Source organism: Corallococcus sp. AB030, from assembly GCF_003668965.1.
Lineage (GTDB): Bacteria > Myxococcota > Myxococcia > Myxococcales > Myxococcaceae > Corallococcus > Corallococcus exiguus.
In genome coordinates this window covers 12815-39767 of the sequence record NZ_RAWQ01000003.1, presented here as the reverse complement: position 1 = coordinate 39767, position 26953 = coordinate 12815, and the positions used below count along the sequence as shown (strand labels likewise).

The following is a 26953-nucleotide window of genomic DNA, read 5'->3' as shown; positions in this document are numbered from 1 at the left end:
CCGACTGTCGGACAGGTTCTTGCGGTGCGCCGCAGCCGGGAGTCCCCGCAGGGTTCCCTCTTTCTCAGCCACGGAGACTGACCCCTTGTCCGCGGGCCTGGGGCGGGGGCCGGTCGGGCGCGTCGAGGCGGGGCTCATAGGTCCTGGGCCTCCTCGTAGGTGAGCGCGACGCCATCGCTTTCTCCAGACGGCGGGGCCCAGGCCAGCAGCTCGCCGGGAGCGGTGACGATGCGCTCGAAGAGGGCTGGCGGCGTGCCTTCGCGATGCAGCCGCTGCACCACCACCGAGCGCAGGCCCGTGATCTCCGCGAGCGCGCCGTACACGTCCGACAACTGCAGGTCCTGTCCCAGCTCCACGCGATCCGGATCCAGCAGACCAGGCTCACGCTCCGGGTCTCGGTCCACGCCCAGCCGCAGGCGCGTCTCTTGAAGCACCGCGACCGGATCCGCCCCCTTCACCACGCGCAGCAGCACCCGCAGCCGCACTTCCACACGCTGCCGGTTGATCAGGTTCAGCTCCACCTTCGGCGCCACCCGTGCCGCCAGATGCGCGTGGAGTGCTTCCAGATCGGCTGCGCCCAGGGCTGCTCCTTCCGGCCCGGCCACCACCACCTTCAACGAACGGCGGCGCACGCCATCCCGGAACACGTTCGCGCGGTGCACGCCGTCGAACACCAACGTCAGCGCCTGCACGTCCGAGAGCGACACGGCGCGGTCCATCGCGCCCACCGTGGCGGGCCCTCGCACGCGCGCCAGCGCTGGTGCCTCCGGATCCGTTCCTCCGGCCAGCGGCAGCGGGTTGAACGTCTTCTCCACGCAGGGATGCGGGCTCGCCATCGCCAGCAGCCGCAGCGCGGCCCGGTTGCCACCTGTCCCTCTGCCAACCCGGTAGCGGACCCGCACCTCCGCGCCCAGGGGCAACGCCGAACCGTGGTCCCCTTCCCCGAAGCGCAGCCGCGCGGCCCCGGCCGGCAGCGACTCCACCGAGAAGGCCAGCTCATCAGGCGCGGCGTCCAACAACGAATCCACCGGATGCCACGCGCGTCCCCCCACCGTCAGGGACACCTCCGGCCGGCGGCCTCCCGCGCGGCTCGGATCACGCAACCAGGTCACCGGCTCATGCAGCAGTGACACCGTGCGCAGATCCAACGCGGGAACGGCGACCTCCTCCACAGTGGAGCCCTCGCTGACGAGCATGTTGTTTCCCAGCAGCACCACGCCGTCCAACGCGTACGCGCGCGACAGCGGCGGCTGGAACGTCACCTGCGTCATCGGCGTGCGCTGACCGGGCGGAACCTCCGTGCGGACGCGCAGCACTCGCAGTGCTTCGCGGTAGATCCGCTCCGTGCCCTTCGCTCCTCCAGGGCCCAGACGCTCCACGTCCTCCGCCAGCACGAACCAGTCTCCTGGCCGCACCGGCGGCTCCTGTGAAGTGAGCCCGGAGGCATCCGTCAGCGGCAGCAGGTAGAGGGAGTCCGTACCGGATGCCGCCACGCCCAACGGCCGGGCCACTCCCGCGTCCGCGCCGAAGGCCTGGTCCGCCCGATTCAGCGCCTCACTGCCCTTGAGGATGACGAGTTGATCCCGCGCCTCCTGGATGAGGCTGTTCACGAAGGCATCCAGGAACGTGACCATCTTGTCCAACCGGACCGCGTGCACGGTCGGGTCCTCGTCCGCGCACGGGGCCAGCGCCTCCTCCAACGCGGCCAGTGCGTCCGCCTGCCGCTTCTGCAGGTTGCGGAGCTGGCGGGCTAGGATCTCCTGCGACTCGGACAACGCGCCCACGGGACGGCCGGGCGGAGGCACCGCCTGCGCCACGACCTTCTGGGCCTCGCACAGTTGTTCGCAGAGCGCGTCCAGCGTGCTCTTGCACGCCGCATCCCCGCCCAGGTCCAGCGTCTTCATCAACGACGCCAGCTTGCGAGCATCCTGCTTGGCGCGAGCCACCTGCCGTTCCTCCAGCGGCCCGTGGCGCTGCACCTCGATGCGATCCTGGAGCCCCGCGACCACCGAGCCGGGCCCGAAGATGCCGCCCGTGGGAGCAGGAGCCCCGGGCTCACCCGCCTCGCCTGAAGGCGCACCGGTTCCCCCACCCGTTCCACCCGTCCCCGTGCCTCCACCTGTTCCCGTCCCCGTCCCGGTTCCAGTTCCTGTCCCCGCTCCAACCGGAGGAGGCAGGAACGCACGCAGTTCGTTGAGCTCCGGCAGCAGGCGCAGCGGCGCGAGCGTCTCGAACACGGCGGCGGTTTCTTCCCCCTCCGCCGCTGAATTCACCGCCGTTCCCGGCGACAGCGTGCCGCGCACGTTCGCCTTGCAGCGGAAGTGCTGGAGCCCCACCGCCGCGGTGCCCGGACTCGGCCGATAACCGATGTGCCCGAGCAGCTTGGAGACGGAGTCCTCCAGCCGCGCGGTGGCGAGGAAGCTCTCCTCCGCCCACGCCTGCTGATACGTCCACAGCACGTGCAGCGCGAGCGCCACGCTGTCCAGCAGCCCCCGCCCCAGGTCCACCGACGATGGCGCCGCGTACGCGAGCGGATTCCACGTGGGCGCCTCGTCCAGCCGGGTGAAGACGGTGCGCGCCGACTCGCCCAGCCGGGTGCGGAGCTGCTCATGCGTCAGCGCCTGGTGCGTGGAGGGAACGCGGCTCATCGCAGCCCTCCGCACACCTGCACGGTGAGGACGCCTTCCGAACCCGGCCAGTAACCACCCCGAGCAGTGGCCACCTCGTCGGGTCCAATGGGAATGACGCCCGCCTCCAGCCGCTCCTGCGATTGTGGCTCCAGCCGGCGGAAGCGCTTCACCCGCACCGCCGTCACGCCCGGGACGCGCAGCACCGCCTGGTACAGGTCCGCGAGCTGCACATCGCCGTTCAGGCCAGAGCGGTCCGGATCCAACAGGCCGCCGTCCCCAGCGATGGCGCCCACCACCGCGTCGCGCACCTGGTCGGCCTGCGCATGCGGCGAGGCATCCACCTCCAGGTCCAAGTCGAGCGGCACCCATTTGGGCGGCAGCGCTTCCACGTCCACGCCCAGCAGGCGGATTTCCTCCAGGCGACTGCGCACCCCCGCCCATCGGCGCAGCAGCTCGTCGCGGTCGAGCGTGTCCTCGTCGCGCAGCAACACCGTCACGCGGATGACCGTGCGCAGGTCCCGGTCCACGGCGCGCGCCGAGGCCCCCGCCACCTCCGGCATCTGCTGGAGCATCCGCACGTAGTCGTCGACCGTGACGGCGGACAGCGGCTGCGACACACCCGCCGGTGCGCGGTAGCGAATGGAGTCGAGCGACTCCGCGTCGCGTCCCTCCACCGCGGGCAGCGGGTTGTCCACGCGCACCAACGCGCGCACGTCGTCCATCGATTGGGCCAGCAGCTCGCCCGCGGACGCGGAGCGCTGCGGATCCAACGGCACCTGGAGCAACCGCGTGAGCACGCCCTCCCCCACGTTGGCCACCGTCCCCAACCCCACGCGCAGCGACAGTCCCAGCGTCGTCTCCCGGGGCGGAAGCACGGCGCCGTTGACGCCGTCGCCCCAGCGCAGGCTGGCGCCACCCGTGGGGGTCGCGCGCAGCACGAACACCTCATCCCCCGGCCCCTGGATGGACAGGTCGTCCACCAGCGTCCAGGGGTCGTCCTCCACGCTCACCTGGAGCTGGGGCGTCCCGCGCCGCGACGTCTCCTCCGGCAGTGGATACCCGAAGGCCTGGACGCTGACCGGATGGAACGGCAGGGCGAACTCACGCTCCTCGCTGCCGTCCACGACCGGGGACAACAACGCACGCCACTGCGCGAGGCTGCGCGCGAAGGGCTCCGCCGAGTCCGCCTCGAAGCCCTCTGGAAGCGGCGTCACCGGCAGCCCGTGATGCGCGGGCACCACGTTGCCCAGCACCGTCGCGCGAGGCCCGGGTGCGGGGTCTCCCGGCGCCAGGAACACCTCCGGCGCGAACCTGCGGGGATCCCACCCGACGAAGGTCGTATCGGTGGCGAGCGCTACAGACGTCACTCGCACCACGTGCCCGCTCTCGCCGCGGCCCCGGTAGAGGATCAGCCACCGGCCGGGCTCCAGCTCCGGGTACAGCCCCGCGAGTGTCGCGCCCGTGTCCCCCAGCTGCACGGACTCCGCGAGCGTCACGGTCTCCAGCCGGGGGAAGTACGACAGGGGCGACTCAGTGACGAACACCAGCGAGTGCTCGTCCGTGGAGACATTCGCCACCAGCGTTTCAGCGGGAATCTCCAGCACGCCGCCACCGGTGAGGAACTCCAGCGCGGTGGTGCCGGGCGGAAGCACCGACAGATTCAGTTCCTCCAGCCGTGCCTTCACCAGCGCCGCGAGCGCCTCCGGATCCAATCGGAACCGCAGCATCACCGTGGCGGAGAGCCCCGGATCCGGCACGTAATCCAGTCCGCGCGCGTGGTCCTCCACGGAGCGCCGCAACCGGGCGTCCTCCAGGAAGCCCTCCACCACCGCGCGCTCCTGCTGGTACGCCAGCGAGTCCAGCTGCGCGGCCACGGCCTCCAGCAACATGGTCGTGAAGTCCGCGGGCCCCCGGTCCTCCCACGGCGACATCACCGTGCGAGCCCGCTCCAGCATCACCGCCAGCAACGACTGCGCATCGCGAGCCTGGTAGTCCACCAGCGCGCCAGGCGCCGGACGCTCCGGGGCCGCGAGCCACGGGCGCGGCTGCGGATCCCTCACGTCACAGCCTGGCACGACGTCCGGAGCCCACGCGCCAATGAATGGCGGCGGGTCGCGAGGACCATCGCCCGGAACCGGCACGGCCGCCCGCGAGATGGCAGCATCCGGAACCAGCCGCAGGTCCACGGTCTCCGGGGGCGGCAGGCCGCCAGTGAGCAACACCGGAGGAATCTCCGGAGTCCCCGGCGTCCGATACGGCAGTGGCCCCACCTCCAGGAACGGCGGGGCCGCGCCCTGAGCGAACAGCGCGGGAGAGGCGGACAGCTCCGCGTCCGGCTCCAGCACGAACGGCGCGCCCACGATGGCCGTGAAGAGCGAGTCGTAGGCGCGAATCTCCCCGGGCCCCAGCCGCAGCCCATGCGCATGCCGGTGCCAGGTGAGCTGCGCGAGCAACAGCTGTTCCGCCTGGAGCCAGCCCGCGTGCACCGACGTCCAGGCCTCGGTGCGTCGCACCAGCGCCGTGCGCAGTCCGCCCTCCAGTTGCAACGCGGTGCCGGTGATGACGAAGAGGGAGCAGTCCTCGACGGCGATCTCCCCCGGCGTGCCCACGTCCAGCACCGGCTCCAGGCCACCCAGCGGCGCGGCCACGTGCAGTCCCACGACGTCCGCATCGGTGGGAAACGCAGGCAGCGTCAGCGGCCCCACGACCGAAGCAGACAGTGCATCCAACGCGGCGATGAGCCAGTCCGACCAGGACGCTTCGGGCTGCGCGGACACCGGAACAGGCGCCGCTGACACACGGCTCACCTCCACGTCACGAACCACCACCGGCTCCAGCGAAGGTCCCCCCAGCACCCGCATGCCCGTGGCGCGCGTTCCGGCGGAGACATCCTCCACCTGGCCCATGGCCACTTCGATGCTCCGCCCACCCAATGCGAGCACGCCCATCGGGAACCCGCCCTGTACCCGCTGCACGGTGAAGCCACGCACCTGGAGCACGCCCGCCGAGGCCACCAAGAGCCCGATGCTCCACTGCACCCCGAACGCATCCACCTCGCTCACGGACACGTCCACCATGGACAGGCCCTCGCCCTCCTCCCGAGCCACCAGCACCCGCGCTCCGGTCGCGTTCGGCCCGGAGACCTGCGACACCGTGAGCCCGGACAGGTCCGCACGGGTGAAGCCCGCCAGCTCCAGGCCCACGCCCGTCTCCATGCCCATGACGTTGCGCACCGCCACGTCCGCCCACTGCGAACGCTGGCAGACCGCCCGCACGCCGAAGGCATCCCCCACCGTGGCCCTCACGCCGTCCACGGACAGGCCCGTGACGCGGGCCTCCGTCGCCAGCAACCGGAGCCCCGTCGCCACCTCGCCCTTCGCCTGCGTCACCGTGAGCGAGTCGATGACCACCGTGCCGTCCGGCGTCTCCACGCTCATCGCCGCGCAATCCCCCGACGCCGTGGCGCTCACCGTGACGTCCGACACCTCCACCCGCGCCCCCAGGAGGACCAGCCCGGCGTCCACCGCCACCACCGTCACGCCCGACAATCCGGTGACGAGCCCCGTGACTTCGAGCGTCCCGCCGTCGAGCTTCAGCGTCACGCCCGGACCGCCCGTGAGCCGCAGCGCGTGCGCGGGCGTGCCGATGACGAAGTTCGTGGTGAGCACGCCCTCGCCCACGGGCAGCACCCACTCCACCTCGCCCGGCGGAGTGGTCTCCAACGCGGCCTGTGCCTCCGCGAGCGACTCCTCCAGCGGCAATGTCAGGACCCGCGCGCTCACGGCGGCGCCTCCAGGTCCCGGCGGAACAACTCCGCGTGTTCCTCGCCCGTCGCCAGCAGCGTGTAGAGGATGTCCACGTAGAGCGTCGCGTCCTCGGCGCTCACCTTCACCGCGTCCAGGCGCACCTGGTCGCGCATGAACTCCTGCACGTTGAGGCGGATGATGTACTCGGCCGTGGCGGCGGCCTCCGGGCTCGCGGCGCCGAACACCATTCGCTGCACGCCGCATCCGAAGCGCGGCCGGTTCACCCGCTCCCCGGGCAGCGTGAAGAGCAACTGCTCCAACTGCTGGCGGATGACCTGCGAGGGACCCACCGTGCGCGGAGTGCCCAGGTCTCCCAACTGGAAGGGGAAGTTCAGGCCGCGCCCCATCACGCCACCCCGTTGAGCGCGTCGCGCGCCAGGTCCACGTCCACTTCGTAGCGGGCCAGCGCCTCCGCCCACACCCAGCGGTGCCGAGCGCCGCGCACGTACCAGGTGCCATCCATCAGCTTGCCCGCCCCCACGAGCCCTACCGGACGCCGGGCGCGAAGGATGCGCTCGTAGCGCAGGCCCTGCACCGTGCCGTTCGCCTCCGCGAGCCAGTCCGCCTCGCGGTAGTCCGACCACGCCAGGTTCTCCACCTCCGGCACGTCGTGCGGCACGTCCACGTACTGCAGGCCCACTGCCTTCGTCTGGGGCCGCTTCGGCAGCACCGCCGCCATGCGCGCCTTCAGGATGTCCGCTCGGCTCGTGGGCCCCATGCGCGGGAAGCGAGGCGCCGTCACCGTGGCGGAGCGGATCCGCCGCGTCCGCTCGTCGATGTGCTCGCCATGCAGCTCCGTGGGGCGGTGGCTCTCCCAGCGCGCCTTGAGCTCAATGACGGTCGGCGTGGAGCGAGGAATGAGCGACAGGTCCGGCTGCTTCGGACCATTTGGCCGGGGCAGGTGGAAGTGGCCCACGCTCTCCGGCGCCGCGTTGGCGCCCGCGCCCACCGGCCCCTGCTTGCGCTCCACGAAGACCTCGAAGCCGTTGCGCCGCGCGAGCCACCGGAGGAGCGACGCATCCGTGCCGCGCTGGAGCACCACCGCCCGCGCCGGGTCGCGCACGGGCGCAGTCTCCTGCACGTCCAGCGCGAAGCCGTATTCACCGTACAGCTGCCGCACGATGCCCGCGTCGGACAGCCCGCTGAACGAGCGCGTGCGCTCCTCCAGGTGCATCAGGCACGACGCGTCCAGCCCGTACACCTCCAGCGACGAGTCCGGCATGCGGGAGGGGCCGAAGTACGGCTCCACCGCGGTGATGTAGCCGTCGAACACCACGTCCTGTACGTCCGGCGCCTCGCTGTCCGGAGCGCCCAGCCCGAAGCTGATGGTGACGCGCTTGAGCAGCGCGAAGCGCCCGTCCGCCAGCGCGTCCCAGTCCCCCGAGTTCGTGGGAGCCATGTCCAGGGACAGGTGGAAGGAGGACGCGTCGTCGGTGCGCTCGTCCACCTCCAGACGCGACACCCTGCCGCGGGCGTCCGTCATGGGCTGCCCGTCGATCCACAGCTGGAGGAACGCCGCGCGCTGATCCGCCATCAGGGTTTCTCCGGGATGAACAGCACCGTTCCCGGCTCCAGGAGCGCCTCGGGCTCGAAGGTGGGGTTGGCGTCCACGATGCGCCACGCCTGATACGGGTCGCTGAAGTAGCGCTGCGCGAGCAGGTCCAACCGGTCCCCCGCCACCACCTTGTGCAACAGGGACGTGGGCACGCTCGGCGCCACGCGGGGCACGTACAGCGACACCGTGGCGCCCTCCGGGCCCAGCGGCACCGCGTACGTCGGCAGGTCCTTGTGTCGCGAGGAAGGGTCGCTCATGGCCGTCTCTTCAGCTCGCCCCGTTGAGCTTCACCTGCGGCGCCAGGGCCTGCGCGATGAGGGTGCTCGCGTCCGCGCCCTTCACCGCCGCCAGGTCCTCCATCCGCAGGCGCTGGTCGCGCAGGTTCGCGAACGCCTGCTCCACCTTGCTGTTCGCCGCGTTCTCCCCCACCTCCAGGATGCGCATGCGCAGGTCCACCTCCGCGCGCAGCGGGAACAACGCCGGGTCGAAGCGCTGCTCCACGATGGTCATCCCCGTGATGACCACCGGGAAGGTGCGCGGCCCCAGCATCAAGAGCAGCTCCGTGGGGTTGAGCGAGACGAGCTTCGTCGCGGGCTTCTTCTCCTCGTCCCCCGTCTGGTCCTTGCCCAGCGCCATGCCCTCCAGCATGGCCAGCTCCGGCAGCACGCCCTGGATGCCCTCCCCCTTCGTGTCGCGCAGCAGCGCCTCCGTCACGTCGAAGACGAGCTTCAGGGCAATGGTCTCGCTCTTGGCGTGCAGGCCGCCGCCGCGCTGACCGTCGGTGAGGATCTTGGTCTGCTCGGGCGTCTTGCCGGGCTTCGTCTCCCACTGGCCCGCGCGCGTGCGCGTCACCGTCTCCGGGTTGTACTGGAAGCGCAGCGCGATCACGCCCGACTCGGCCTTCGGGTCGGCGGACGACGGCGGCAGCGTCACCAGCATGCCCTTCTGGAGCTGCTGATCGAACGCGATGAGCGTCGGGTCCAGGTTGCGCGTCATCCGTTGCCCCGAGCGCCGGGCGGCTCGCGCTGAGCGAGGCTCCGGGCAATGGCTTCGTTGTTCTTGTCCATCAGCGCCACCACCGTCTGGGTGAACAGCTTCACGAACTCCTTGGGGTTGTCCGGGACGCTGCGCAGCATCCACGCGAGCTCACGCTCCATCTCGCGACGGGTGAGTCCGACCTGTCCTTGCACCGGGGGTGGGGCCATGGCGTGCGCGTCCTCTCGTCAGCTCCAGCCATCCACGAGCGGACGGCCTTCCAACTCGTTGCGAAGCAGCTCCAGGTAGCGCCACCGCCGGGCCCGCGGCAGGGCCAGGATGTCCGCCTCCGACCAGTGGTAGTGGAAGGCCAGCACGTGCACCTCCGTCTCCAATCGCGCCGCGCCGCCCCGCAGCTCGCGAGCCAGCAGCGAGAACGGATCCAGCTCCAGCTCCAACCACGCGGAGCACTTCGGACAGCGCGCCAGCAGCCCCAGGTCCGGAGCGCTCGTGCCGTCCGCCAACGCCAGCGCCACCGCGTGCCGTGAGCGCGCGGGCAGCGCCAACCACGCGGATGGCGTCAGCGTCTGCCCGTCCACCACCACCAGCCGCGACCACAAGAGCGCGGATCGCTCCGCCCGCGTTCCATGCACTTCCGCGAGCAGCGCGTCGTCCTCGCCCGTGGGCTCGCGCACCTCCGCCCGTCCCTCCGGCAGCGCCACGGTGAGCACCTCCGGCGCCGCGTCCACCCGCTCCGGCGAGAGCGCGGAGAGCCGCACATCCACGTCCGCCATCGCCTCGCATCCAGGCGCGGGGCAGCGCGCCACCAGCGTCGCGCGGTCCCCGTACATCCGGGCCCGCAGGTGCAGCGCCAGGTGGTGCCGGTCTCCGCGCGTGAGGCAGGCCGCCAGCTCCGCGTCCACGCGCGAGTAATCCCCCAACCGTCCCAGACACGCCGCCAGCCACCCGCTCACCTCGCGCGGGCCGGGACGCTCTCCGGCCTGGGCCAGCGCCCACTCCTCGCGGCCGGTGAGCGGGCGCAGCTCGCCCTGGCGGTGACAGCGGCCGTCCTCGTCGAAGAGGCCGTGCGGCAGCAGCACCGGGATGGGAGGTTCCAGGAGCACGTCAGACCACCGGCTCCAGCGTGAAGCCCTCGTGCTGGACCTCCAGGGACTCGATGAGGATCTCGTTCGCCTCCGCGGCCAGCTCCGACATCGCGGTGAACTTCGAGACCCACGCGTTGCGCAGCACGAACTTCTTCACCGCGCGGTTGAAGTCCAGGTCGAAGACGAGGATCTCCACGGTGCGCCGGAAGTCCGGCTCCGCCGAGCGGAATCCGGGCGTGGCTTCATGGCGGATGAGCTGGGTGGCCCAGTCCCGGAACGTCGTGTCCTGGGTGAGGCCCGCCTCCAGCGTGAGGGGCTCGTAGTGCACCCGGCCCGGGGACAGCTCGTCCACGGAGGACGGGCTGTTGCCGGAGCGGAACTTCACCACCTCCACGGTGCCGGTGATGCCGGAAATCTTCCGGCACGCGGCCACCTCGATGTTGTTGAAGAGCACGCGGAAGTTGAAGTTGCGGTACGGGTCACGCTTCGTGGATTCGACGAATCGGGGCATGGCTTCACTCCTCGAATGGGGACGTCAGGGCGTCGGGAGGCTCGTCGCGGGCATGGACAGCACGGGCCGGGGCACCGGCTCCCAGCCCTCGTGGGTGAGCTCCAGCGTCAGGAGCGCCACCTCGCCCGCCATGGCGTCCAGCTTGGGCAGGGCGTGGAGCTTGCTCACCCACGCGTTGTGCACGTGGAAGCTGCGGATGCGCGCCTCCATGCCTCCGGGAGGCGGCACGTCCGTGGGGTGCGCGTAGGCGTCCCACACGTCGATGAAGAGGTCGCGCTTCACCGGCTCGCCGGGCGCCTTGCCGGTGCGCGCGAACTCCAGCACCGCGCGCGCCCAGCGCTCCAGCGTGTCGTCCAGCGCCAGCCCCTGCTCCAGCACGAGCGGCTCCCAGTTCACCTTGTGGGGCTGCGCGTAGCGGTGCAGGTTGTTGCCGCCCTCCCACGTCTCATAGGCGCCCACGCTGACGGACAGGCCGGACACGGTGCGCACTCCCGCCACGTAGTCGCCGGCCGCGGACGTGCTCATCCGGAGCCGGAATTGGAAGGTCCGCAGCGGGTTGCGGGCGTTGGCGGGGACGGGCGTGGGCATCAGGCCGCCAGCAGGCTCTTCTGGCTGATTTCGATGACCACGAACTCCGCGGGCTTCAGCGGCGCGAAGGCCACCTGCGCGGTGACGATGCCCGCGTCCACGTTCTCCTGCGGGTTGGTGCTCCGGTCGCAGACGACGCTGAAGGCCTCTTCCGGCGTGCTGCCCTGGAACGCGCCCTGCCGGAACAGCCCCAGCATGAAGGACTCGATGGCGACGCGGATGCGGCCCCAGAGCTCTTCGTCGTTGGGCTCGAACACCGCCCACATCAGGCCGCGCCTCAGCGACTCCTTGAGGAAGAGAGCGGTGCGGCGCACCGGGATGTAGCGCCACTCCGGGTCCGGCGACAGCGTCCGCGAGCCCCACGACACCAGCCCCACGCCGGGGAACTGGCGCAGGCAGTTGAGGCTCGCCGGGTTGAGCTGGTCCTGCTCCGCGTCGATGACGGGGTACTGGAGGCCCAGCGCATTGGCGAGGGACGCCTCGATGCCGGCGGGCGCCTTCCAGACGCCACGCGTGGTATCCGTGCGCGCGAAGAGGCCCGCCACGTGGCCGGACGGCGGCACCAGCCGCGTGGGGTTGCGGCCCACGCCCACGGAGTCCGCCACGCGGATCCACGGGTAGAACATGGCCGAGTTCTTCGAGCGTGAGGGCAACCCCTCCACGAACTGCTTCGCGTCGTCCGGCACCACCGCGAAGTCCTTGTCCACGCCGCCGGGGCCGTCCGCGAGGAAGAAGCAGTCGCCCCGGTTGTCGCAGTACGCGACGCCCGCGGCGATGAACGACACCTCGTTCTTGCCGGGCAGCGCCACGATGTTGACCTCCTCCGTGTCCAGCGCGTGCAGGCCCGTGCGCAGCTTCGCGTCGCCCGCGAAGTCGGACGTGTCCAGGAGGCCCGCGCCGTCGTCGCCGCCCAGGAGGCGCAGGTTCGTCACAGAAGACGGCCGCACCACCGGGTTCGCGGGCGAATCATCGGAGTAGCCACGTGCGCGCGGCGCGAAGCCCAGCTGCCGGAGCATGGTGGGCACCGTGGGCTGGAGCGTTTCGCTGATGGAGAGCTGGAGCCCGTCGAAGGACTCCGCGCTCGTGCCCGCCGTGCCGGCGGCGGCGGTGCCGGTGAAGCCGGTGGCGGAGAGCGACAGCGTGGAGGTGCCCGCCGCCGTGGCCAGGCCCGTGATGACGGTGTTGCCCTGCGCATCCGTCACCACCGACGCGACCTTGCCGACCAGCGCCACGCTCAGCGAGTGGTTCAACTCCGCGGGCGTCACCGCGCCCTTGTCCACCGCCAGGATGGGGATGGGCACCACCGTGGTGCCGCTCGGCGAGCCCACGGTGACCTTCGCGTCCTCCGGGTCCAGGTCGTACGTCGCGCCCGTGGGCTTGGGGATGGTGAGCGTGGGCCCGGTGGCCACCTTCAGCGAAATCTCCGGCGAGTCCGTGCCGCCGATGACGAAGGTGTTGGTGAGACCCGCCGCGGTGACGGCCTGGGTGAGGAAGGCCTTGAGCTCCGTGGCGGTCAGCTGCACTCGGCCGTTGACGAACGCGGCGGCCGGCACGGCGGCCACCACCAGGGCCTGGGTGATGGAGACGTCCAGCGTCGTGCGGGGCAGGTCCGGCTGGGCCTCGTCCCAGGCGGAGACCTGGAGCTTGCCGCCGTCATAGAGGCTGTACTTCGTGCTGGCCAGCACGGCGGCCTTGAGCCGGGGAGGCACGCCCGGGACGAGCACCGCGCCGGGTGCCCTCGCGGCGAGCGCCACCTGGAACTCGTCGCGCACGCGGAGGTAGCGGGAGATGTCGTTGATGCGGTCGCCGACATAGTCCTCGCTGGACGGGTCCATGCGCACGTCCTCGAACGTCTCCAGGCGGCGCGTGGCCCCGGCCTCCGTCCACATCACCTCCACGCGGAACGCCTCGCTGGGGAAGTTGAGGGAGTCGCTCACGTTGACGCGGAGGTAGTCGGACCACTCGCCCGCGCCCCGCGCCAGGAACGTGAGGGCGTTGAGGCTGCCGCCCGCTCTCGCGACCAGGGGCGTGGACACGCCGCCCACCGCGTCGGAGGGCAGCACGCGCACGACGTAGGCGCGCCGCCCGCCCGAATCGAAGAAGGCCTCCACCGCCTGCGCGACGAGCCCCGCCTCCCCGGGCTCGTGTCCGCCAAAGGCCCGCTCGTACTCGGCGAAGCCGGTGACGAACGAGGCCAGGGCCGGGATGCCTCGCGCCGTGCGTCCGACGAACGCCGCCGTGGACGTGCCCACCCCTTCAATGGGGCGCGCACCGGCACTGATCTCCTCGACATAGACGCCCGGATGCAGTCGCTCAGCCACGTTCATCCTCCTGGTTTCAGATGGTCCCGCGCCTGGCGGTATCGACTTCGGTGACAGATGTTCCCGGATGGCCGCTGGCGCCTCGCGCAGCACCGCGCGCGATGAGATCCACCCGCGGCGTCTCGACGAGGCGGGCGGTGCTGCGCGCGTTCGGCTCGTCCATCAGCGCGGAGACCCGGTAATCCACGCAGCAGCGGTACAGGTGGTTCAAGAGGTCGTCGCGGCGGCGCAGCTGCGTCTGGAAGAAGAAGCACTCCTCCTGGAACACGAGCGTGCGGCCCCGGGCCCAGGCGCCCTCCACGGGGCGACTGAGCGTCACGCGGTCGCCATCCAGCCCCAGCACCAGCGCCTGGAAGCGCTGCTTGCCCACGCGGTAGCCGTCGTCGCTCGAGCCCAGCACCACCACGTCGCCGGGCTTGAGGCGCGAGGCCGCCGTGACGGAGCGGCGCAGCGCCGGATCCAACGGCCCCACGGGCTCCGCCACCAGGTGCACGTGGTCCACGGTGAAATCCAGCGGCGTGCCCGCTTGCGCGCCCAGCGTGAGCACCATGTCGCTCGCGGCGACGGTGACGCCCGGCGCGGCGACGGGCGGCGCGGGGGTGGCCTCCGCGTCCTGGAGCGGCTGCGGCACCCCGTCCGCCGACAGCCACACCACGCCCTCCCCCGCCTCCAGCCGCGCGTGCAGCACCACGCCGGCCTCCAGCCGCTCCACCGGAAGCCGCCAGCGCGTCTCCGCGACCTGCGTCCCGGTGGCCTGCGCCAGCGTCGCGGTGGCCACCACCTCGCCCATGGGCCGGGTGTCCACCTGCTCGTAGCGGACGATGAGCCGCAGCACGGGCTGCCCCTGCGCCATCAGCACGGCCACCGGCAACGACTGCGCGGCCACGGCGCCAGCGGCGACGCGCAGCCCCACCGACAGCGCCAGCCCGTCCGGGGCCGGATTGTCGGCGTGGAAGGGGTCGGGCACGGCGGGCATCGGGTAGACGAGGACGGAGGCGGTGCCGGTGCCGGACAGGCGCAGGCCCTCGGCGGCAGGAAGGAAGGACGCGCCGGGCGTCAGGTCCACGCGTCCGCCGCGCGCGCGCTCCAGGTTCTGATCGCTGGCCTCCAGGTGCACCAGGGACAGGGCCGTGGTGGGCTCGCCGCGCGTCAGCAGGCGGACCGTCGTGGCGCCTTCGGGCACATCCTCGGCCAGCAGCGACGGGCGCAGCACCAGCTGTCCGCGCGTGGGGATGGAGAGCGCCACCGTGTCCATGATGGACGCCAGGTCCACCTGCGAGCCCGCCCACAGGTCCACCTGCACGTCGATAGCCATGGCCTTGGGCGCGCGGATCTTGCTGAGGAACACCCTGCCCTCTAGAGAGCGCTCCGGAGGCTCCAGGCCCAGAGGGCCCTCGATGCCACCAGCGACGGGCAGCACCTCCACGCTGGAGCGGAACTCCATGGAGGGGATGCCCGCGTCGGAGCTGATCGCGAGCCGGCTCCCCTCCACGTCCCAGCGCGCGATGACGCCAGCGAGCGCCTCCAGCAGCAACGGGTCCGTGAGCGGCGCGCCCGTGGGCTCCTGGAAGAGTCCACCGGTGAGCGCATCCGCCAGCCGCGCGTTGATGGCGTCAGCGAGCGCGGGGCCCGTCGCGGTGGAAGAAAACGAGCCGCCCGGCAACCCCGTGAGGGTGACGGTGGCGCGGCCATCCAGGCGCAGCTGGAGCGAGCCATTGGGCGGCACGCTGTCCGCGGAAGCGCGAGGCCTGCCGACAAGGTGGCCCGGCACACGGAAGGTGGCGACGCCCGTGCGCCCGTTCTCTCGCTCGGGTTCGGGGAACAAGCCCAGCGGGCCAACAACGGAGAGGAATGGCACGCGCGAAGGCCGGTAGCCTTCATCCACGTAGCCATGCGCGGCGAAGACGCGCACGTCGCCGCTGCGCAAGGCCACCCGGCCCTGCCAAAGCAGTCCGCTGAGGATCTCGCGAATCACGCGAAACGACCCTCCAGGGCAATGTCATGTCTGGCTTCAAACTGCTGCGTCACGGCACCCCCCGGCACCCCTCGGAAACCGCCCGACTCCCGCTGTGACACGCGAAGGGCGGCGACAATGAATCAGGAGCCCAGCCGCCGTCAACACTGCACGCATGTATTGCTTTGATATTTTGTGTGTCTATTCCGACGGGCCTCCCATCCCGAGGGGAGGGTGGATCGCGGTGGCTGTCCGCTGCGTCGCAAACCACCTTTGCCGGAGGGGGAGCGGTGGATGCGATTCGAGGATCTGGTGGCCCTGGCCGCCCAATTGTTCGACGCCTCGGGCGTGGGCGTGATGGTGGTGGGAACGGTGGTGTCCGTGGCGCTCGTCCTCCAGGACGTGCGGGGACCGCGGCGGGGGGAGGCGTACCGGCAGCTTCGCCACTACCTGGGCCGCGCCATCCTGCTGGGACTGGAGCTGCTCGTGGCGGCGGACATCATCCGCACGGTCGCGGGGGCGCCCTCGCTGCGGCAGGTGCTCATCCTGGGCCTCATCGTCCTCATCCGGACCTTCCTCAGCTTCACCCTGGAGGTGGAGATCGACAGGCGCTGGCCCTGGCAATCCAAGCCAGTTGACGAGGATGCGCCCGGCCCTCCGCGTGCATAAGCCCATGGGAGGGCCCGGCCCGCTGCCTGTCTGTCATTGGGTGCCGACCAGGCGGCAGCCGCGCCTCCGGACCGGTGTGGATTGCCCACCGGGGTCGAGGATGCACACTCTCCAAGTCAGGCCACTCCCATGGTGGGAAGCGGCGTCACGGGGCCCTGCCTCCAAGCTCGCCGGGAAGGGCCGGGGTCAAAGGAGGCGCGCGTGGAGAGCCCCAGCGCAAGCTTCGACCCGGACACCATCGAGACCCTCTCCGACGCGCATTCCCGGCTGCTCCTCGAGACGCTGGTGGCGAGCACGCCGGTGGGCCTCGCGGTGGTGGACATGGAGCAGCGCTTCGTCCAGGTCAACGACGCGCTCGCCGCCATGAATGGCCTCCCGCGCGCCGCGCACCTGGGGCGCAAGGTGCAGGACATCGTCCCGGAGATGTGGCCCACCCTCCGTCCCCAGTATCAGCGCATCCTGGAGGGAGGGAGCGCGCAGACGATAGAGGTGGTGGGCGCCACCTCGAAGGAGGTGGGCATGGAGCGCCACTTCCTCGTCAGCTACTACCCGGTGCGCACCAACGCCGGCGTGTTGCTGGGCATCGGCGTCATCGTGTCGGAGGTCACCGAACAGCGCAGGGCCCACGACGCGCTCCAGGCCAGCGAGCAGCGCTACCGCTCACTGGTGGAGGCCATGTCGCAGCCGGTGTGGTCCACCAACGCCCGGGGCGAGGTGGTGGAGCCCGCGCCGCGCTGGCTGGCCTTCACGGGCCAGACGCACGCGGAGCACCTGGGACTGGGCTGGCTTTCGGCCATCCATCCGGACGACCGCAAGCGCGTGGTGCGCAGCTGGGTGGAGTCCCTGCGCACGAAGGCGTCCTACCGGGGTGAGTTCCGCCTGCGCTTCCACGCGGGGGGCTACCGGGACGTCGTGGGCCGGGCGGTGCCCGTGTTCGGAGAGCAGGGTGTCATCCGGGAGTGGGTGTCCACGGCGGAGGACATCACCGAGCGCAAGCACGCGGAGGCCCAGGTGGAGAACGAGCGCGCGCGGCTGCGCTCCGTGCTGACCAGCGCCCCGGCGTCCATCGCCATCCTCTCCGGCGAGCGGCAGGTCTTCACGCTGGTGAACCCCCTCTACAAGGTGCTGTCGGGAGGCGCGGACCTGTTGGGCACCTCCATCAAGGACGTCGAAAGCGAACGGGGGGTCGAGTACTCGCGGCTCTTGGAGAAGGCCTATCGCCAGGGCGAGGCGTTCATCGAAAAAGAGGTCCCGGTCACCGCCGACTTCCAGGGCGACGGGGCCCGGTCGACGCGGCAGTTCGACGTGGCGTACCAGCCGCTGCGCGACGTGCGGGGCCAGGTGGACTCCGTGCTGTCGTTCGCCGTCGACGTGACGGTTCGGGTGGAGGCCCGGAAGAAGCTGGAGGAGTCCGCCGCGTCCCTGAGGAACCAGCAGCAGTGGCTGGAGGCGATGCTGGACCGGACGCCCGTGGCCATCATCCTGGTGGAGCCCGTGACCGGCCGCATCATCTTCGCGAACCAGGCGGCCCGGCAGATGGCCGGCGGTGATTTCCCCGGGGGCCTGCGGGAGGAGAGCTACAGGGGCGGCGCGCACCGCTTCACGGACGAAGCGGGCCGCGAGCTGACCATGGAGGAGATCCCCGGCATCCGCGCGGCGAGGGGCAATCCCGTGCACGCGGAGCCGGTCGTCTGGCACACGCCCACGGGGCATTACGCCTTGCTGGTGGAGGCGGGCACCCTGCCCGCCCAGCACGGCCATCCGGAGGCGGTCCTCCTGGCGCTCCAGGACGTCACCGAGCTGAGAAAGACACAGGCCCAGCTCCAGCACGCCGTGTCGCTCCGGGACGAATTCCTGACGGTAGCGTCGCATGAATTGAAGACGCCGCTGACGCCGTTGCAGCTCAAGCTCCAATCCCTGGTCAGGGACGCGCAGGCGGAACAGACGCTGGAGTCGCTGCGGGAGCGCGTGGTGAAGACGGCGGAGACCGTCTCCGGGCAGATAAGGAAGATGACCACGCTCATCAACGACCTGCTGGAGGTGACGCAGCTCACGGGCCCCTCCGCACCGCTGCAACTGGAGGACGTGGACCTGGCGGACGTGGTGCGCGACGCGGTGGAGCGCTTCCAGGCCCAGGCGGGGAAGGCGGGCTGCGAGCTCATCGTCCACGAGACACCCGGTGTCGTGGGCCGCTGGGACCGCCACCGGCTGGAACAGGTGGCGAGCAGCCTGCTGTCCAACGCGCTGAAGTACGGCTCGGGCCACCCGGTGACGATTCGCGTGGAGCAGGTCCACGGCCGGGCGAGGCTGAGCGTGAGGGACGAAGGCATCGGCATCTCGCCGGGGAGCCTCCAGGCCATCTTCGAGAAATTCACCCGCGCCGTGTCGACACGGCATTACGGCGGTCTGGGATTGGGCCTCTTCATCACCAGACAGATTGTCGAAGCCCACCACGGCACCCTGCGCGTGGAGAGCCAGCCCGGCCACGGCGCGACCTTCGTCGTGGAGCTGCCCCTGGGCTGACTCCATACACCCCCACCCAGCACCACGCCGGAGGCGCGGCGGCAGCTCCAACTCCTGCCGCTGCGCGCACGCCTGCTAGACCAGAGGCTTCTTGAGTGCTCGCACGAGCCGGTTCGTCTCCGAGTCATGCACAGTCAGGGCATCAAGGAACAGGTTCGCGGCGTCCCTCTTGCCATGGGTGCTGATGCGCGACTTGACCTGCATCAACAACTGACGCGCGACGTCCCTCACGCCCTGTTCGAACACACCGGCGCCGGCCACGATATCGGCCCCCAACTCCAGATATGACGCCACATCTCTCGCCCACAGATCATTCAACCCCTGGATCATGCGCGTGTCTTCGCTGAAGTTGAAGTCTGGATTGTCCTTCAGCGTGGTGGGAAGGGGGACCCACGACTCCGCCCGGCCAAGATGGATTGCGCTGGGCGGATATCCTGTCGCGTACATGAACGTCGTGCAGCCGAAGCATGAGGCCAGCTTCGTGGTGGCGTTCCCCACCGCGACCTCGTACGGAGTGGTCCACGGTCCAATCAGCTTGCAGTGCTGGATTGCCCAGTTCATCCCATGGCAATACCCCACCACCATGCGATCGCCCGACCAGCCACGGATGAGGTTTGCGCGCTCGAAGGAGCCCCAGGACGGATCCAGGACTGGATTCGGGCCGGCACGGATCACCCCCTGATACTGCGTCTGCGCACTCCACCGTCTGCCCTCGTGACCGTTGTAGTCGATGAGTCTCCGGACGGTGGAAACCATGCGCACCTGTTCCGTGACGGGGTCATCCACCACGCCGTAGTACGCGCCACGCTCCTGGGTGGTCACCGCGCCTTGCTGGCGCGAGCCCAGGAGAAGATCTTGCGCGAACGCCATGGAGCTGAGGCCCCTCATGGGCCGGTGCTTGTCGTCCGACGCCGCCCCTCCGGGACGCCCTGTGATGGCAATGCCACTCGTGGTCCTGGGATCCTGGGGGTTGTAGGGCTCGGTCGCCTGAGCCTTGATGCCACCGATGCCGCCCGAATCGAAGCCCGCTGAATAAAGGGCTTGATCCAGGCGGCGGACCACCGCTTCGTGCGTCCTTCGCGTAGGGCCTGGCTCGTACTCGAAGTGGAGGGTGACGGGTTGCAGGAGCTCCACTCGCGTGGCGAGAAAACCCAGCAGCGTGCTCACGGTGATAACATCCGCATGCAGCGGATCCAGGCCGCCCGGTTGTCCATCCAGAAGACTCATTGTCTGGCTTTCCTTCAGGGATTGGGAACGAAGGCCCCATGTCCGTTCCAGCAGGTCGCTGACCGGCCCGAGCCGCGAAGCGGGAGCCGCCGTCGAAGCATGGGAAGCCCCATCATCCAGACATCGCCGCAGCGGCTCCAGGACCCGGCGGGTCAACGACCCTGGGGGGCAGGGTGCCCCGGACCCACTCCCTGAAACATCCAGGCGAGGGGCGAGACTGTTTTCATCGCTATGTCTCTGTATGATGACGGCGTGAAGGAACCCGCCACCGGGTTTCACGGAAGCAGGCCGGAGCGCCCCACCCATGTCCTTGTCGGTACACAGAGCCCTCGTCGCGGGGCTCCTGCTGGGCGCCCTGCCCGCCTGGGCCCAGTCCGCCCTGCCCGGCTTCGAATTGGAGCACCTGGAGATCAATCCCGGCCGGGGAACCGCGGTGATGCGCAACGGCGAACTGCTGGTGCCCGGCGGCATGAGCCTGGGGCTGGTGGGCCAGTACCAGCGGCTGCCGCTCGTGCTCCTCAACGGCGAGCGCCGCCTGGAGGCCGTGCGCAACCGCGCGTCCTCCGTCCTGGCGGGCAGCTACGGGGTGCTGCCGTGGCTGGAGGTGGGCGCGCAGGTGCCCGTGGTGTTGTGGCAGCAGGGGGATGATCCAGCGCCCCTGGGCCTGACGCCGCTGGCCTCGCAGGGCCTGGGCACCCCGGAGATACAGGCGCGCCTGGGGCTCTTGTCGCGCCGGGACGAACACCCCGTGGACCTCTCCATGGACCTGGGCGTGGGGCTGCCCATCGGCAGCGCGGCGGTGCTGGGCCGGGACGCGGGCATCCGCGTGCGCGCCCTGGCCGCCATGGGCACGCAGGTGGGGTTCCTCAAGCCCGCGCTGGAGGCCGGCGTGCTGCTGCGCTCGCGCATTCCGCTCTCCGCGCCGGGCGCCTCCGGGCAGATGCTGGAGGTCCGCCTGGGCGCCGGGTTGACGACGGCCGGCCAGGGGCTGCGCGGCGAGCTGGCGGTGAAGGCCGCCTTCGCGTCGGACATGAACCAGCCCGCGGTGGAGGTGCTCGGCGGCGGGCGCATCCCGCTGTCGGAGGGCCTGGAGCTGCACGCGCTCGCCGGGCCCGGCCTGGGACGCACCCCGGGCACGCCCATCGCCCGGGTGCTCCTGGGCGTGTCGTTCCGCCAGGAGCCTCCTCCCCGGATGGAGGTGCTCCCGGAGCCCGTGCCCCAGCTGCGCCTGGAGGAGTTCCAGAAGCAGCCGGAGTACGTCCCGGACACGAGCGTGGAGCCGGTGCCCACCCGCGAGCTGCTCCCCCCTGAACCCGCGCCCCAGTCCTCGCCATGACCTTCGAGCCACGCATCGTGCTCGCCGCGTTCGACGGCACCCAGCCGCCTCCGGACAGCGTGCCCGCGTGGCTCGCGCGAAGCTGGGAGGATCCGGACGGCTTCGCCGCCGCGATGGCCCCCATCCACGCCGGCCGGAGCACGCCCTTCAAGAGCCGCACCGGCCAGCACCACGACTTCTTCCACGACCTGGTGGCCCGCCACGCCACCACGGACCGCATCGCGCTGCGCTCGTACTCGCGGACGCAGGGCTGGCGCACGCTGAGCTACCGCCAGCTCCAGGAGCAGGCCACGCGGCGGGCCACCGCCTGGGCGGGGTTGGGCGTGAAGCCGGGCGCGAAGCTGTGCCTGATGCTGCCGCCGGGCCCGGAGCTGATGGTGTCGCTGTGCGCCGCGCTGGGCCTGGGCGCGTGCGTGAGCCTCCTGCCGCCCGGAGCCCGCGCCTTCGTGGCGCGCCGGCTGGACGCGCTCGCGCCCCAGCACATCGCCGCCGAGCCTCACCAGGCGCCGCTCCTGGGCAAGCACGCCGCGCGGCTCCTGCCGATGCAGACGCAGGTGCCGCCCGCGCTCGCGTCGTACACGTACAAGCCGACGGAGCCAGTGGGCCTGCTCTTCTCTCCCCTGGCCAACCCCAGCGACGTGCCCGTGCCGCTCACCGCCGGGGACGCGTGGCGGAGCGCGCTGGTGGACGGGCTGCTGACCTTCGGCCTGAACCCGGGGGACCACCTGGCGGCGCCGGGCTTCCACCCGCTCCAGCACCTGCCTGCGCTGTACTTCACCACGCTCCTGCGCGGCGCGACGTACCTGCACGTGGAGCCCGCGGACCTGGACGTCTCTCCCGCGCTGCTGACTGAACACCCCGTGCGCGCCCTGGGCCTCACGCCCGCCGTGCGCGACCTGGTGGCGCGCGCGCGCCTGCCGCTCAAGAACGTGGGCCTGTGGTTCAGGGATCCGCAGGCGCCCTTCGACTTCCACGCGTGGCGCGACGCGCTCAAGGCCTGTGGGCTGGCCAGCGTGCCCGGCGGCAACGTGTGCGTGGACCCGGCGTGGGGAGGCGCGGTGCTGTGCTCGCACCGGCGCGTGGCGGCGGACGTGCACACGGACATCTCCCCCGCGCCCGGGCGCGCCTGGGCGCTGCGCGACTTCACCGACAGCGGGCAGGACGCCCCGGGAGACACAGGGCTCTTCACTCCGCTGCCGGAGGCCGGACGGCCGCCCGCGCACGTCGTCCTGACGCGGGTGCGCGGCCAGTACCACCACTTCGGCGTGCGCGAGCCCCGGCGCGAGGGCCGGGTGTTCCTCTTCACGGAGGCCGCGGACGCGCTGCGCGAGCCCCCTGGCCCCCGGCTGGACGCGGTGGGGCTGGCCGTGCCGGTGAGCGGCATGGCGGGCGCGTATCGCAGCGTGCTGCTCGTCTTCACCGGCGACCTGCCCCCCGGCGTGGAGGTCAGCGAAGCGGACGTGCGCCGCCGCATCGAACAGGCCCTGGGCGCGGACGCGCTGCCGGACCGCATCGAGCGCTTCGCGCTTCACGCGCGGCGCCTGGACGGCAAGCAGGACGGACCGGTGGACGAGGAGTGGTGCCGTTCGCAGTACCTCACGGGCTCCCTGAAGCTGAAGGCGGGGGACCCCTTGTTCCAGGCGCTCACGTCACTGCGCGCCCGGGTGGAGTCACGCTGATGGGAATCCAGGTCGTGTCCGGAGCCATGCTCCAGTGCAGCTTCGGTCTGGCGCCCTCCACGCTGTCGGTGCCGCCCGTCAACCAGGTGAACGCCACCGCGCCGGCGGCCACCATCATGGACAACATCCCGGGCATGAACGTGCCGCCCTTCGGCATGTGCCAGTCCATGGCCAACCCCACCGTGGCCGCCGCCACCGCCGCCGCGATGGGCGCCCTCACGCCCATGCCGTGCATGCCCATGCTCCCCGCGCCCTGGACGCCGGGCTCGCCCACGGTGCTGATCAAAGGCAAGCCCGCGCTCACCGACAAGTCCATGTGCACCTGCGCTTACGGCGGCATGATCAAGATCAACGTGCCCGGCCAGACGAAGACGCAGGTGAAGTGACTCACGGCAGGGGCACGTAGCGAAGGGGCGCCTCCCGCTGGGGCAGGCGCACCTCCAGCTCCACCACGTCCTCCGCGCTCCAGACGGCGAACAGCTCCACCAGCCGGCCGCACAACAGGTCCACCAGCGGCAGCAGCGACGCGTCCATGGGCCCGAAGCCCAGCTGGTACACGTACTTGAAGCCCGCGGCGCTCCGGGCGAAGGGCTTGGACTTCACGGACACCTCCGTGAGGGACGGCAGCAGGTCCCTGAAGTGCCGCTGCGTCCGCACGCCCAGCACCTCCAGGAGGAACAGCAGGTCCTCGCGCCCCAGGAACCGCTGCGTGCGCAGCGCCAGCAGCTGCAACAGGGCCTGCTGCCCGTGCTCCACCGGGTTGTCCCCGCCGGGCGCCACCGCGCCCACCAGGCTCCACGGCACGCCTTCCAGGAAGCGGTCCGCCAGCACCGGCCGGTAGCCCCGAGCATCGAAGCGCGGCGGCAGCGGCTGGTGCCACAGGCCGTCCACGCCCAGCCGCACCGGCTTGAGGAACGCCTCCGGCATGTCCAGCGCCAGCCACGACGTGCGCGCCAGGCCCTGACCTTCGTGCTCCAGCTCGTACGTGTCCGCGCCTCCGGAGATGGCGCCAGGGCGCAGGGGCACCATGCCCTTCGGAGTCAGCTGGTACACGCCCGTGGCCGTGTTCAGCCGGAAGCCCATGGACGAATCCGGGTGCTGCACCGCGTGCCGCTCCTTCGTGCCGTCGTGCTCCACGGGTGCCGCCATGGCGCGCTGCAGGTTCACCACCGGCACCGCGTGCGCCACGAACGAGTCCGGCCCCACCACCAGCTCCGACGGCCAGCGGCCCGTCAGGCGCAGCGTCAGGGTGAAGCCCTGCCAGTTGCGGGGGGCCGGCGGGATGCGGGCCTCCAGGAACAGCTCCTGCTGCGGGAAGTGCAGCAACTGCCGCAGCCGCTGCAGCGGGTGTTCGGACGCCTCGCCATCCGCCGCCACCGGCCGGGGCGCGCCGAAGCGCACCGGGCCCGAGTGCGCGTCGAAGGGCTTCACCTCGTGCTCCATCGCCTCGTCATCGAAGCTCACGGTGGCGGAGCGCACGGCGCCCTTCAGCTGGAAGAACACCGCCAGGGACGCACGGAAGTCGTTGAGGTGGTTGATGTGCAGCCGCACCTCGCCCGGTGAGTCGTTGCGGGGGAAGCCGCCCTCGAAGACGAGCCGCAGGAGCGCGCCGTCCTCGCCCTGTCGCTCCAGCCGCGCCTGGGTGAGCCGCACGGGCAACAGCCGCAGCGGGGCCAGCGTGCGAAGGGAGAGCGGCCCGGTGGGACCGCCGCCCAGGCCCGGGTTGAGGAGGAAGGGCGTGCCCCGGGGCAGCTCCGCGGCGTCCACGAAGCGCGCGTCCGGCTCCGCGCGGAACATGGCCATGGCGGGAATGGGATTGAGCAGGTAGGCGAAGTGCTGCTGGAACAACCGCAGCGTGCTCCGCTCCAACGCGCGCTGCCCCGCCCGTCGCGTGCGCGCGGTGAACAGGGCCATGGCCTCCGTGAGCCGCCGCACGTCCGCGTCCTCGCCGTCCAGCGGCGCGGATGGGTGCAGGGCCGTGTAGCCCAGGCGGAACTTCTCCAGCGCCTGGAGCTCCTCCAGGAACGACGCGTAGAGCGCTTCATCCATCCGCATGGCCTAATCCCCCTCCTGCACGCGCAGGAACATCCGGCCCTCGGTCACCTCGATGAGCTGGGTGTCCTTCTCCAGGGTGCGCTGGATGCGCAGCATGGGCTTCGAGTCCTGGTACAGGTGCTGGATGGACGTCTCGCTCTTGTCCGTCTTGCCCAGGAGCAGGTGGTTGCCCTGCGACTCCTTGGGGAGCCGCGCGCCGGGGCGCCACTCCAGGAAGCGGTCCATGCGCGCGTGCTGGTAGCCCAGCGACACCAGCACCCGCGTCCCCTTGTCCATGGGGAAGTAGAAGTGCCCGGGCTGCTGGTGCGGCTCATAGGGGACGAGCACCTCCTTGTCCCACAAGGGCAACTTCACCCGGTACGACTCCACCGACGTCTCGTCGTCCTGGCGGATCTGATACGTGCGGTCCGGATCCCCGCCCTCTTCGCTCACCACCCGCCCCTCCGCGAGGAAGGGCCAGCGCGGCGGCCGGAAGCGAGGGCGCCGGAAGGTGGGGTCCGCCGCCTCCTCCAGCGTGGCCTTCAACTTCAGCTCGTAGTCGTTGGCGTCGCTGTCCGGGTCGTGCGCGGCGTCGGCCTCCACGGCGCGCGCCTCCAGCTCCAGCGTGTGCAGCCGGTACTGCTTGCCGTGCGTCGCGGCCTGCGTGCTGAAGTCCCCCAGCGTGTAGAGCCCGTTGAGCACCAGCGACGCGCGGGGATAGCCCGCGAAGGACAGCCGCACCTCCGGGCCCTCCATCTGCTGGCGGTTCGTCTCCAGCGTCACCCGGTCCGTGAGCGTGCCCTCCAGCGTGGAGGTGACCAGGCATTCGGTGAGGACACCCGCGATGGCGTCCGCGTTCTCCACCGCCTTGCGCTTCGTGCCGGCGTCCACGTAGCTGTTGAGCACCGACAGCGCGTCCCGCCGCGGCTCCGGGTAGCGCAGGTCCACCTCCGCCACCTCGTCGCGGGTGAGCACCAGCGCCTCGCCGCCTTCGGGCTTCGCGGCCGCGAGCGTGTACTTCCCTTCCGCGTAGTTCAGGAACATGCCCGCGTGCATGCGCGCCTGCACCCAGTGCAGGAAGTCCAGGAAGCTGGCGCCGGAGTCGTCGTCCGCGCCCAGCCCCAGCGCGTGGAGGCCGTGCTTCGTCCCCGCCGCCTCCCACTCGTAGGCCACGTCCAGGCCTCCGGGCGTGTTCGCCTGGATGACCGCTTGCAGCGTCTCGTCCACCCACACGCCGCTGGGGAAGTGGCGGCGCCACAGCATCGCCGCGGGGTCCACCAGGCGGATGCGGTAGCGCCGCTGCATCACCGGCGCGTCCTTCACGTTCGCCAGCGAGCGCTCGCGGACGTGGCGCTCCTCCACCCGCCCGATGAACTTCAGCGGCAGGGCCTCCGCGCCCTCGCGCCCCTCCGCCTGCGCGCCGTAGCGGCGATCCACGGTCAGCGTCGCCGTCAGGGGCTTGGTGTCGGTGAAGGGGGTGAAGAGCGTGTCCTCGTCCCCGCTCTCCTTGCACATCACCCACCACTCCACCTGGGCCTCGAAGCCGTAGGAGCGCGCCTTCACCGACAAGCGCTTGATGCTGCCCGCGGGCAGCGTGAAGGACTCGTCGCCGGCCTTGAGGTCCAGCGTCAGCTTCAGCTGTTCGGTGAACTTCATGGGTCGTCCTCCCCAGCTGCCTCTTCCGGAGGCCGTTCGCGCAGGCGGCGCGAGCCCGGGTCCAGGAGCAGGTCCATGGGCTCGTGGGAGTCACGCAGGAGCAGGCGCACCACCAGGCCGGGCGCGCCGCCTGCCGTGGCGGGCGCCTCGTCGATGGACACCACCTCCACGCGCTGCTCGTAGCGCGACAGCGTCTCGCGGATCTCCAGGCCCAGGCCCGCGAGGCGCTCCGCGTCCGAGCGGAACCCCGTCTCCGTCAGCCCGAAGCCGGGCAGCACGGACGCCGCGCCGCGCTTGGCCTGGAGCAGGTGGCCCAGGTTGCGGAGCACGGCTTCACGAGGCGTCTCCACCACCCCCAGGAACTTCCGGTGCAGAAAGCCCAC

The 26953-nt window shown here is 71.2% G+C and carries 21 protein-coding genes; 5 read left to right on the top strand and 16 right to left on the bottom strand.

Annotated elements, in window-relative coordinates:
* Positions 1 to 134 precede the first annotated feature (134 nt).
* Genes D7Y15_RS44570 through D7Y15_RS01255 form a run of 12 tightly spaced genes read right to left on the bottom strand, consistent with a single transcriptional unit; the run spans position 135 to position 15467 of the window.
* A complete protein-coding gene (locus D7Y15_RS44570; protein ID WP_158628982.1) occupies positions 135 to 2648 on the bottom strand; it encodes a hypothetical protein in 2514 nt (837 codons plus the stop codon).
* The gene (locus tag D7Y15_RS01300; RefSeq protein ID WP_121751451.1) at positions 2645 to 6412 is read right to left on the bottom strand and encodes a baseplate J/gp47 family protein; all 3768 of its coding nucleotides are present in this window, start codon (positions 6410 to 6412) and stop codon (positions 2645 to 2647) included. Before D7Y15_RS01300 ends, D7Y15_RS44570 begins: the two co-directional genes overlap by 4 nt.
* Positions 6409 to 6783: a GPW/gp25 family protein gene (locus tag D7Y15_RS01295; protein WP_121751450.1), complete on the bottom strand. Its 375-nt coding sequence runs from the start codon at positions 6781 to 6783 to the stop codon at positions 6409 to 6411. The genes D7Y15_RS01300 and D7Y15_RS01295 overlap by 4 nt, the downstream gene beginning before the upstream one ends.
* Positions 6783 to 7970, bottom strand: coding sequence for a phage late control D family protein (locus D7Y15_RS01290; RefSeq protein ID WP_121751449.1), 1188 nt, complete (start codon positions 7968 to 7970; stop codon positions 6783 to 6785). Before D7Y15_RS01290 ends, D7Y15_RS01295 begins: the two co-directional genes overlap by 1 nt.
* On the bottom strand, positions 7970 to 8248 hold the full coding sequence (locus D7Y15_RS01285; protein WP_120574501.1) for a LysM domain-containing protein: 279 nt from the start codon (positions 8246 to 8248) through the stop codon (positions 7970 to 7972). Before D7Y15_RS01285 ends, D7Y15_RS01290 begins: the two co-directional genes overlap by 1 nt.
* A 10-nt stretch (positions 8249 to 8258) precedes the next feature.
* Complete coding sequence (locus D7Y15_RS01280; RefSeq protein ID WP_121751448.1) at positions 8259 to 8987, bottom strand: hypothetical protein; 729 nt, start codon at positions 8985 to 8987, stop codon at positions 8259 to 8261.
* Positions 8984 to 9196: a hypothetical protein gene (locus D7Y15_RS44020; RefSeq protein WP_126932725.1), complete on the bottom strand. Its 213-nt coding sequence runs from the start codon at positions 9194 to 9196 to the stop codon at positions 8984 to 8986. The genes D7Y15_RS01280 and D7Y15_RS44020 overlap by 4 nt, the downstream gene beginning before the upstream one ends.
* Before the next feature lie 18 nt (positions 9197 to 9214).
* The gene (locus D7Y15_RS01275) at positions 9215 to 10090 is read right to left on the bottom strand and encodes a hypothetical protein (RefSeq protein ID WP_121751447.1); all 876 of its coding nucleotides are present in this window, start codon (positions 10088 to 10090) and stop codon (positions 9215 to 9217) included.
* Position 10091: 1 nt separating this feature from the next.
* Positions 10092 to 10583 (bottom strand): phage tail protein, encoded by a 492-nt coding sequence (locus tag D7Y15_RS01270; RefSeq protein ID WP_120574497.1) that lies wholly within the window; start codon positions 10581 to 10583, stop codon positions 10092 to 10094.
* Between the two features lie 24 nt (positions 10584 to 10607).
* A complete protein-coding gene (locus tag D7Y15_RS01265) occupies positions 10608 to 11171 on the bottom strand; it encodes a phage tail protein (RefSeq protein ID WP_121751446.1) in 564 nt (187 codons plus the stop codon).
* Positions 11171 to 13492 (bottom strand): phage tail sheath subtilisin-like domain-containing protein, encoded by a 2322-nt coding sequence (locus tag D7Y15_RS01260; protein WP_158628981.1) that lies wholly within the window; start codon positions 13490 to 13492, stop codon positions 11171 to 11173. The genes D7Y15_RS01265 and D7Y15_RS01260 overlap by 1 nt, the downstream gene beginning before the upstream one ends.
* Before the next feature lie 16 nt (positions 13493 to 13508).
* Complete coding sequence (locus D7Y15_RS01255; RefSeq protein WP_120574494.1) at positions 13509 to 15467, bottom strand: hypothetical protein; 1959 nt, start codon at positions 15465 to 15467, stop codon at positions 13509 to 13511.
* A gap of 273 nt (positions 15468 to 15740) precedes the next feature.
* Here D7Y15_RS01255 and D7Y15_RS01250 point away from each other — a divergent pair, with 273 nt between their 5' ends.
* The gene (locus D7Y15_RS01250) at positions 15741 to 16115 is read left to right on the top strand and encodes a DUF1622 domain-containing protein (protein ID WP_120574493.1); all 375 of its coding nucleotides are present in this window, start codon (positions 15741 to 15743) and stop codon (positions 16113 to 16115) included.
* Between the two features lie 201 nt (positions 16116 to 16316).
* Positions 16317 to 18638, top strand: coding sequence for a PAS domain S-box protein (locus D7Y15_RS01245; protein WP_158628980.1), 2322 nt, complete (start codon positions 16317 to 16319; stop codon positions 18636 to 18638).
* A gap of 75 nt (positions 18639 to 18713) precedes the next feature.
* Here the strand turns inward: D7Y15_RS01245 and D7Y15_RS01240 are convergent, their stop codons facing one another.
* Positions 18714 to 19865: a hypothetical protein gene (locus D7Y15_RS01240; RefSeq protein ID WP_120574491.1), complete on the bottom strand. Its 1152-nt coding sequence runs from the start codon at positions 19863 to 19865 to the stop codon at positions 18714 to 18716.
* A gap of 304 nt (positions 19866 to 20169) precedes the next feature.
* On the opposite strand from D7Y15_RS01240, the gene D7Y15_RS01235 reads away from it, so the two are divergent.
* From D7Y15_RS01235 to D7Y15_RS01225, 3 genes are read left to right on the top strand one after another with little or no spacing between them, the layout of a single operon-like run.
* Positions 20170 to 21201 carry a hypothetical protein gene (locus D7Y15_RS01235; RefSeq protein WP_120574490.1) on the top strand — a complete coding sequence of 344 codons (1032 nt, stop codon included), beginning with the start codon at positions 20170 to 20172 and terminating at the stop codon, positions 21199 to 21201.
* Positions 21198 to 22880: an AMP-binding protein gene (locus D7Y15_RS01230; RefSeq protein ID WP_121751443.1), complete on the top strand. Its 1683-nt coding sequence runs from the start codon at positions 21198 to 21200 to the stop codon at positions 22878 to 22880. Before D7Y15_RS01235 ends, D7Y15_RS01230 begins: the two co-directional genes overlap by 4 nt.
* Positions 22880 to 23266 carry a DUF4280 domain-containing protein gene (locus D7Y15_RS01225; RefSeq protein ID WP_120574488.1) on the top strand — a complete coding sequence of 129 codons (387 nt, stop codon included), beginning with the start codon at positions 22880 to 22882 and terminating at the stop codon, positions 23264 to 23266. The genes D7Y15_RS01230 and D7Y15_RS01225 overlap by 1 nt, the downstream gene beginning before the upstream one ends.
* A 1-nt stretch (position 23267) precedes the next feature.
* Here the strand turns inward: D7Y15_RS01225 and D7Y15_RS01220 are convergent, their stop codons facing one another.
* The 3 genes from D7Y15_RS01220 to D7Y15_RS01210 are packed head-to-tail and all read right to left on the bottom strand — an operon-like array spanning position 23268 to position 26953.
* The gene (locus tag D7Y15_RS01220) at positions 23268 to 24935 is read right to left on the bottom strand and encodes a type VI secretion system baseplate subunit TssF (protein WP_120574487.1); all 1668 of its coding nucleotides are present in this window, start codon (positions 24933 to 24935) and stop codon (positions 23268 to 23270) included.
* 3 nt (positions 24936 to 24938) lie between these two features.
* Positions 24939 to 26570 carry a hypothetical protein gene (locus D7Y15_RS01215; protein WP_120574486.1) on the bottom strand — a complete coding sequence of 544 codons (1632 nt, stop codon included), beginning with the start codon at positions 26568 to 26570 and terminating at the stop codon, positions 24939 to 24941.
* A complete protein-coding gene (locus D7Y15_RS01210; protein WP_120574485.1) occupies positions 26567 to 26953 on the bottom strand; it encodes a GPW/gp25 family protein in 387 nt (128 codons plus the stop codon). Before D7Y15_RS01210 ends, D7Y15_RS01215 begins: the two co-directional genes overlap by 4 nt.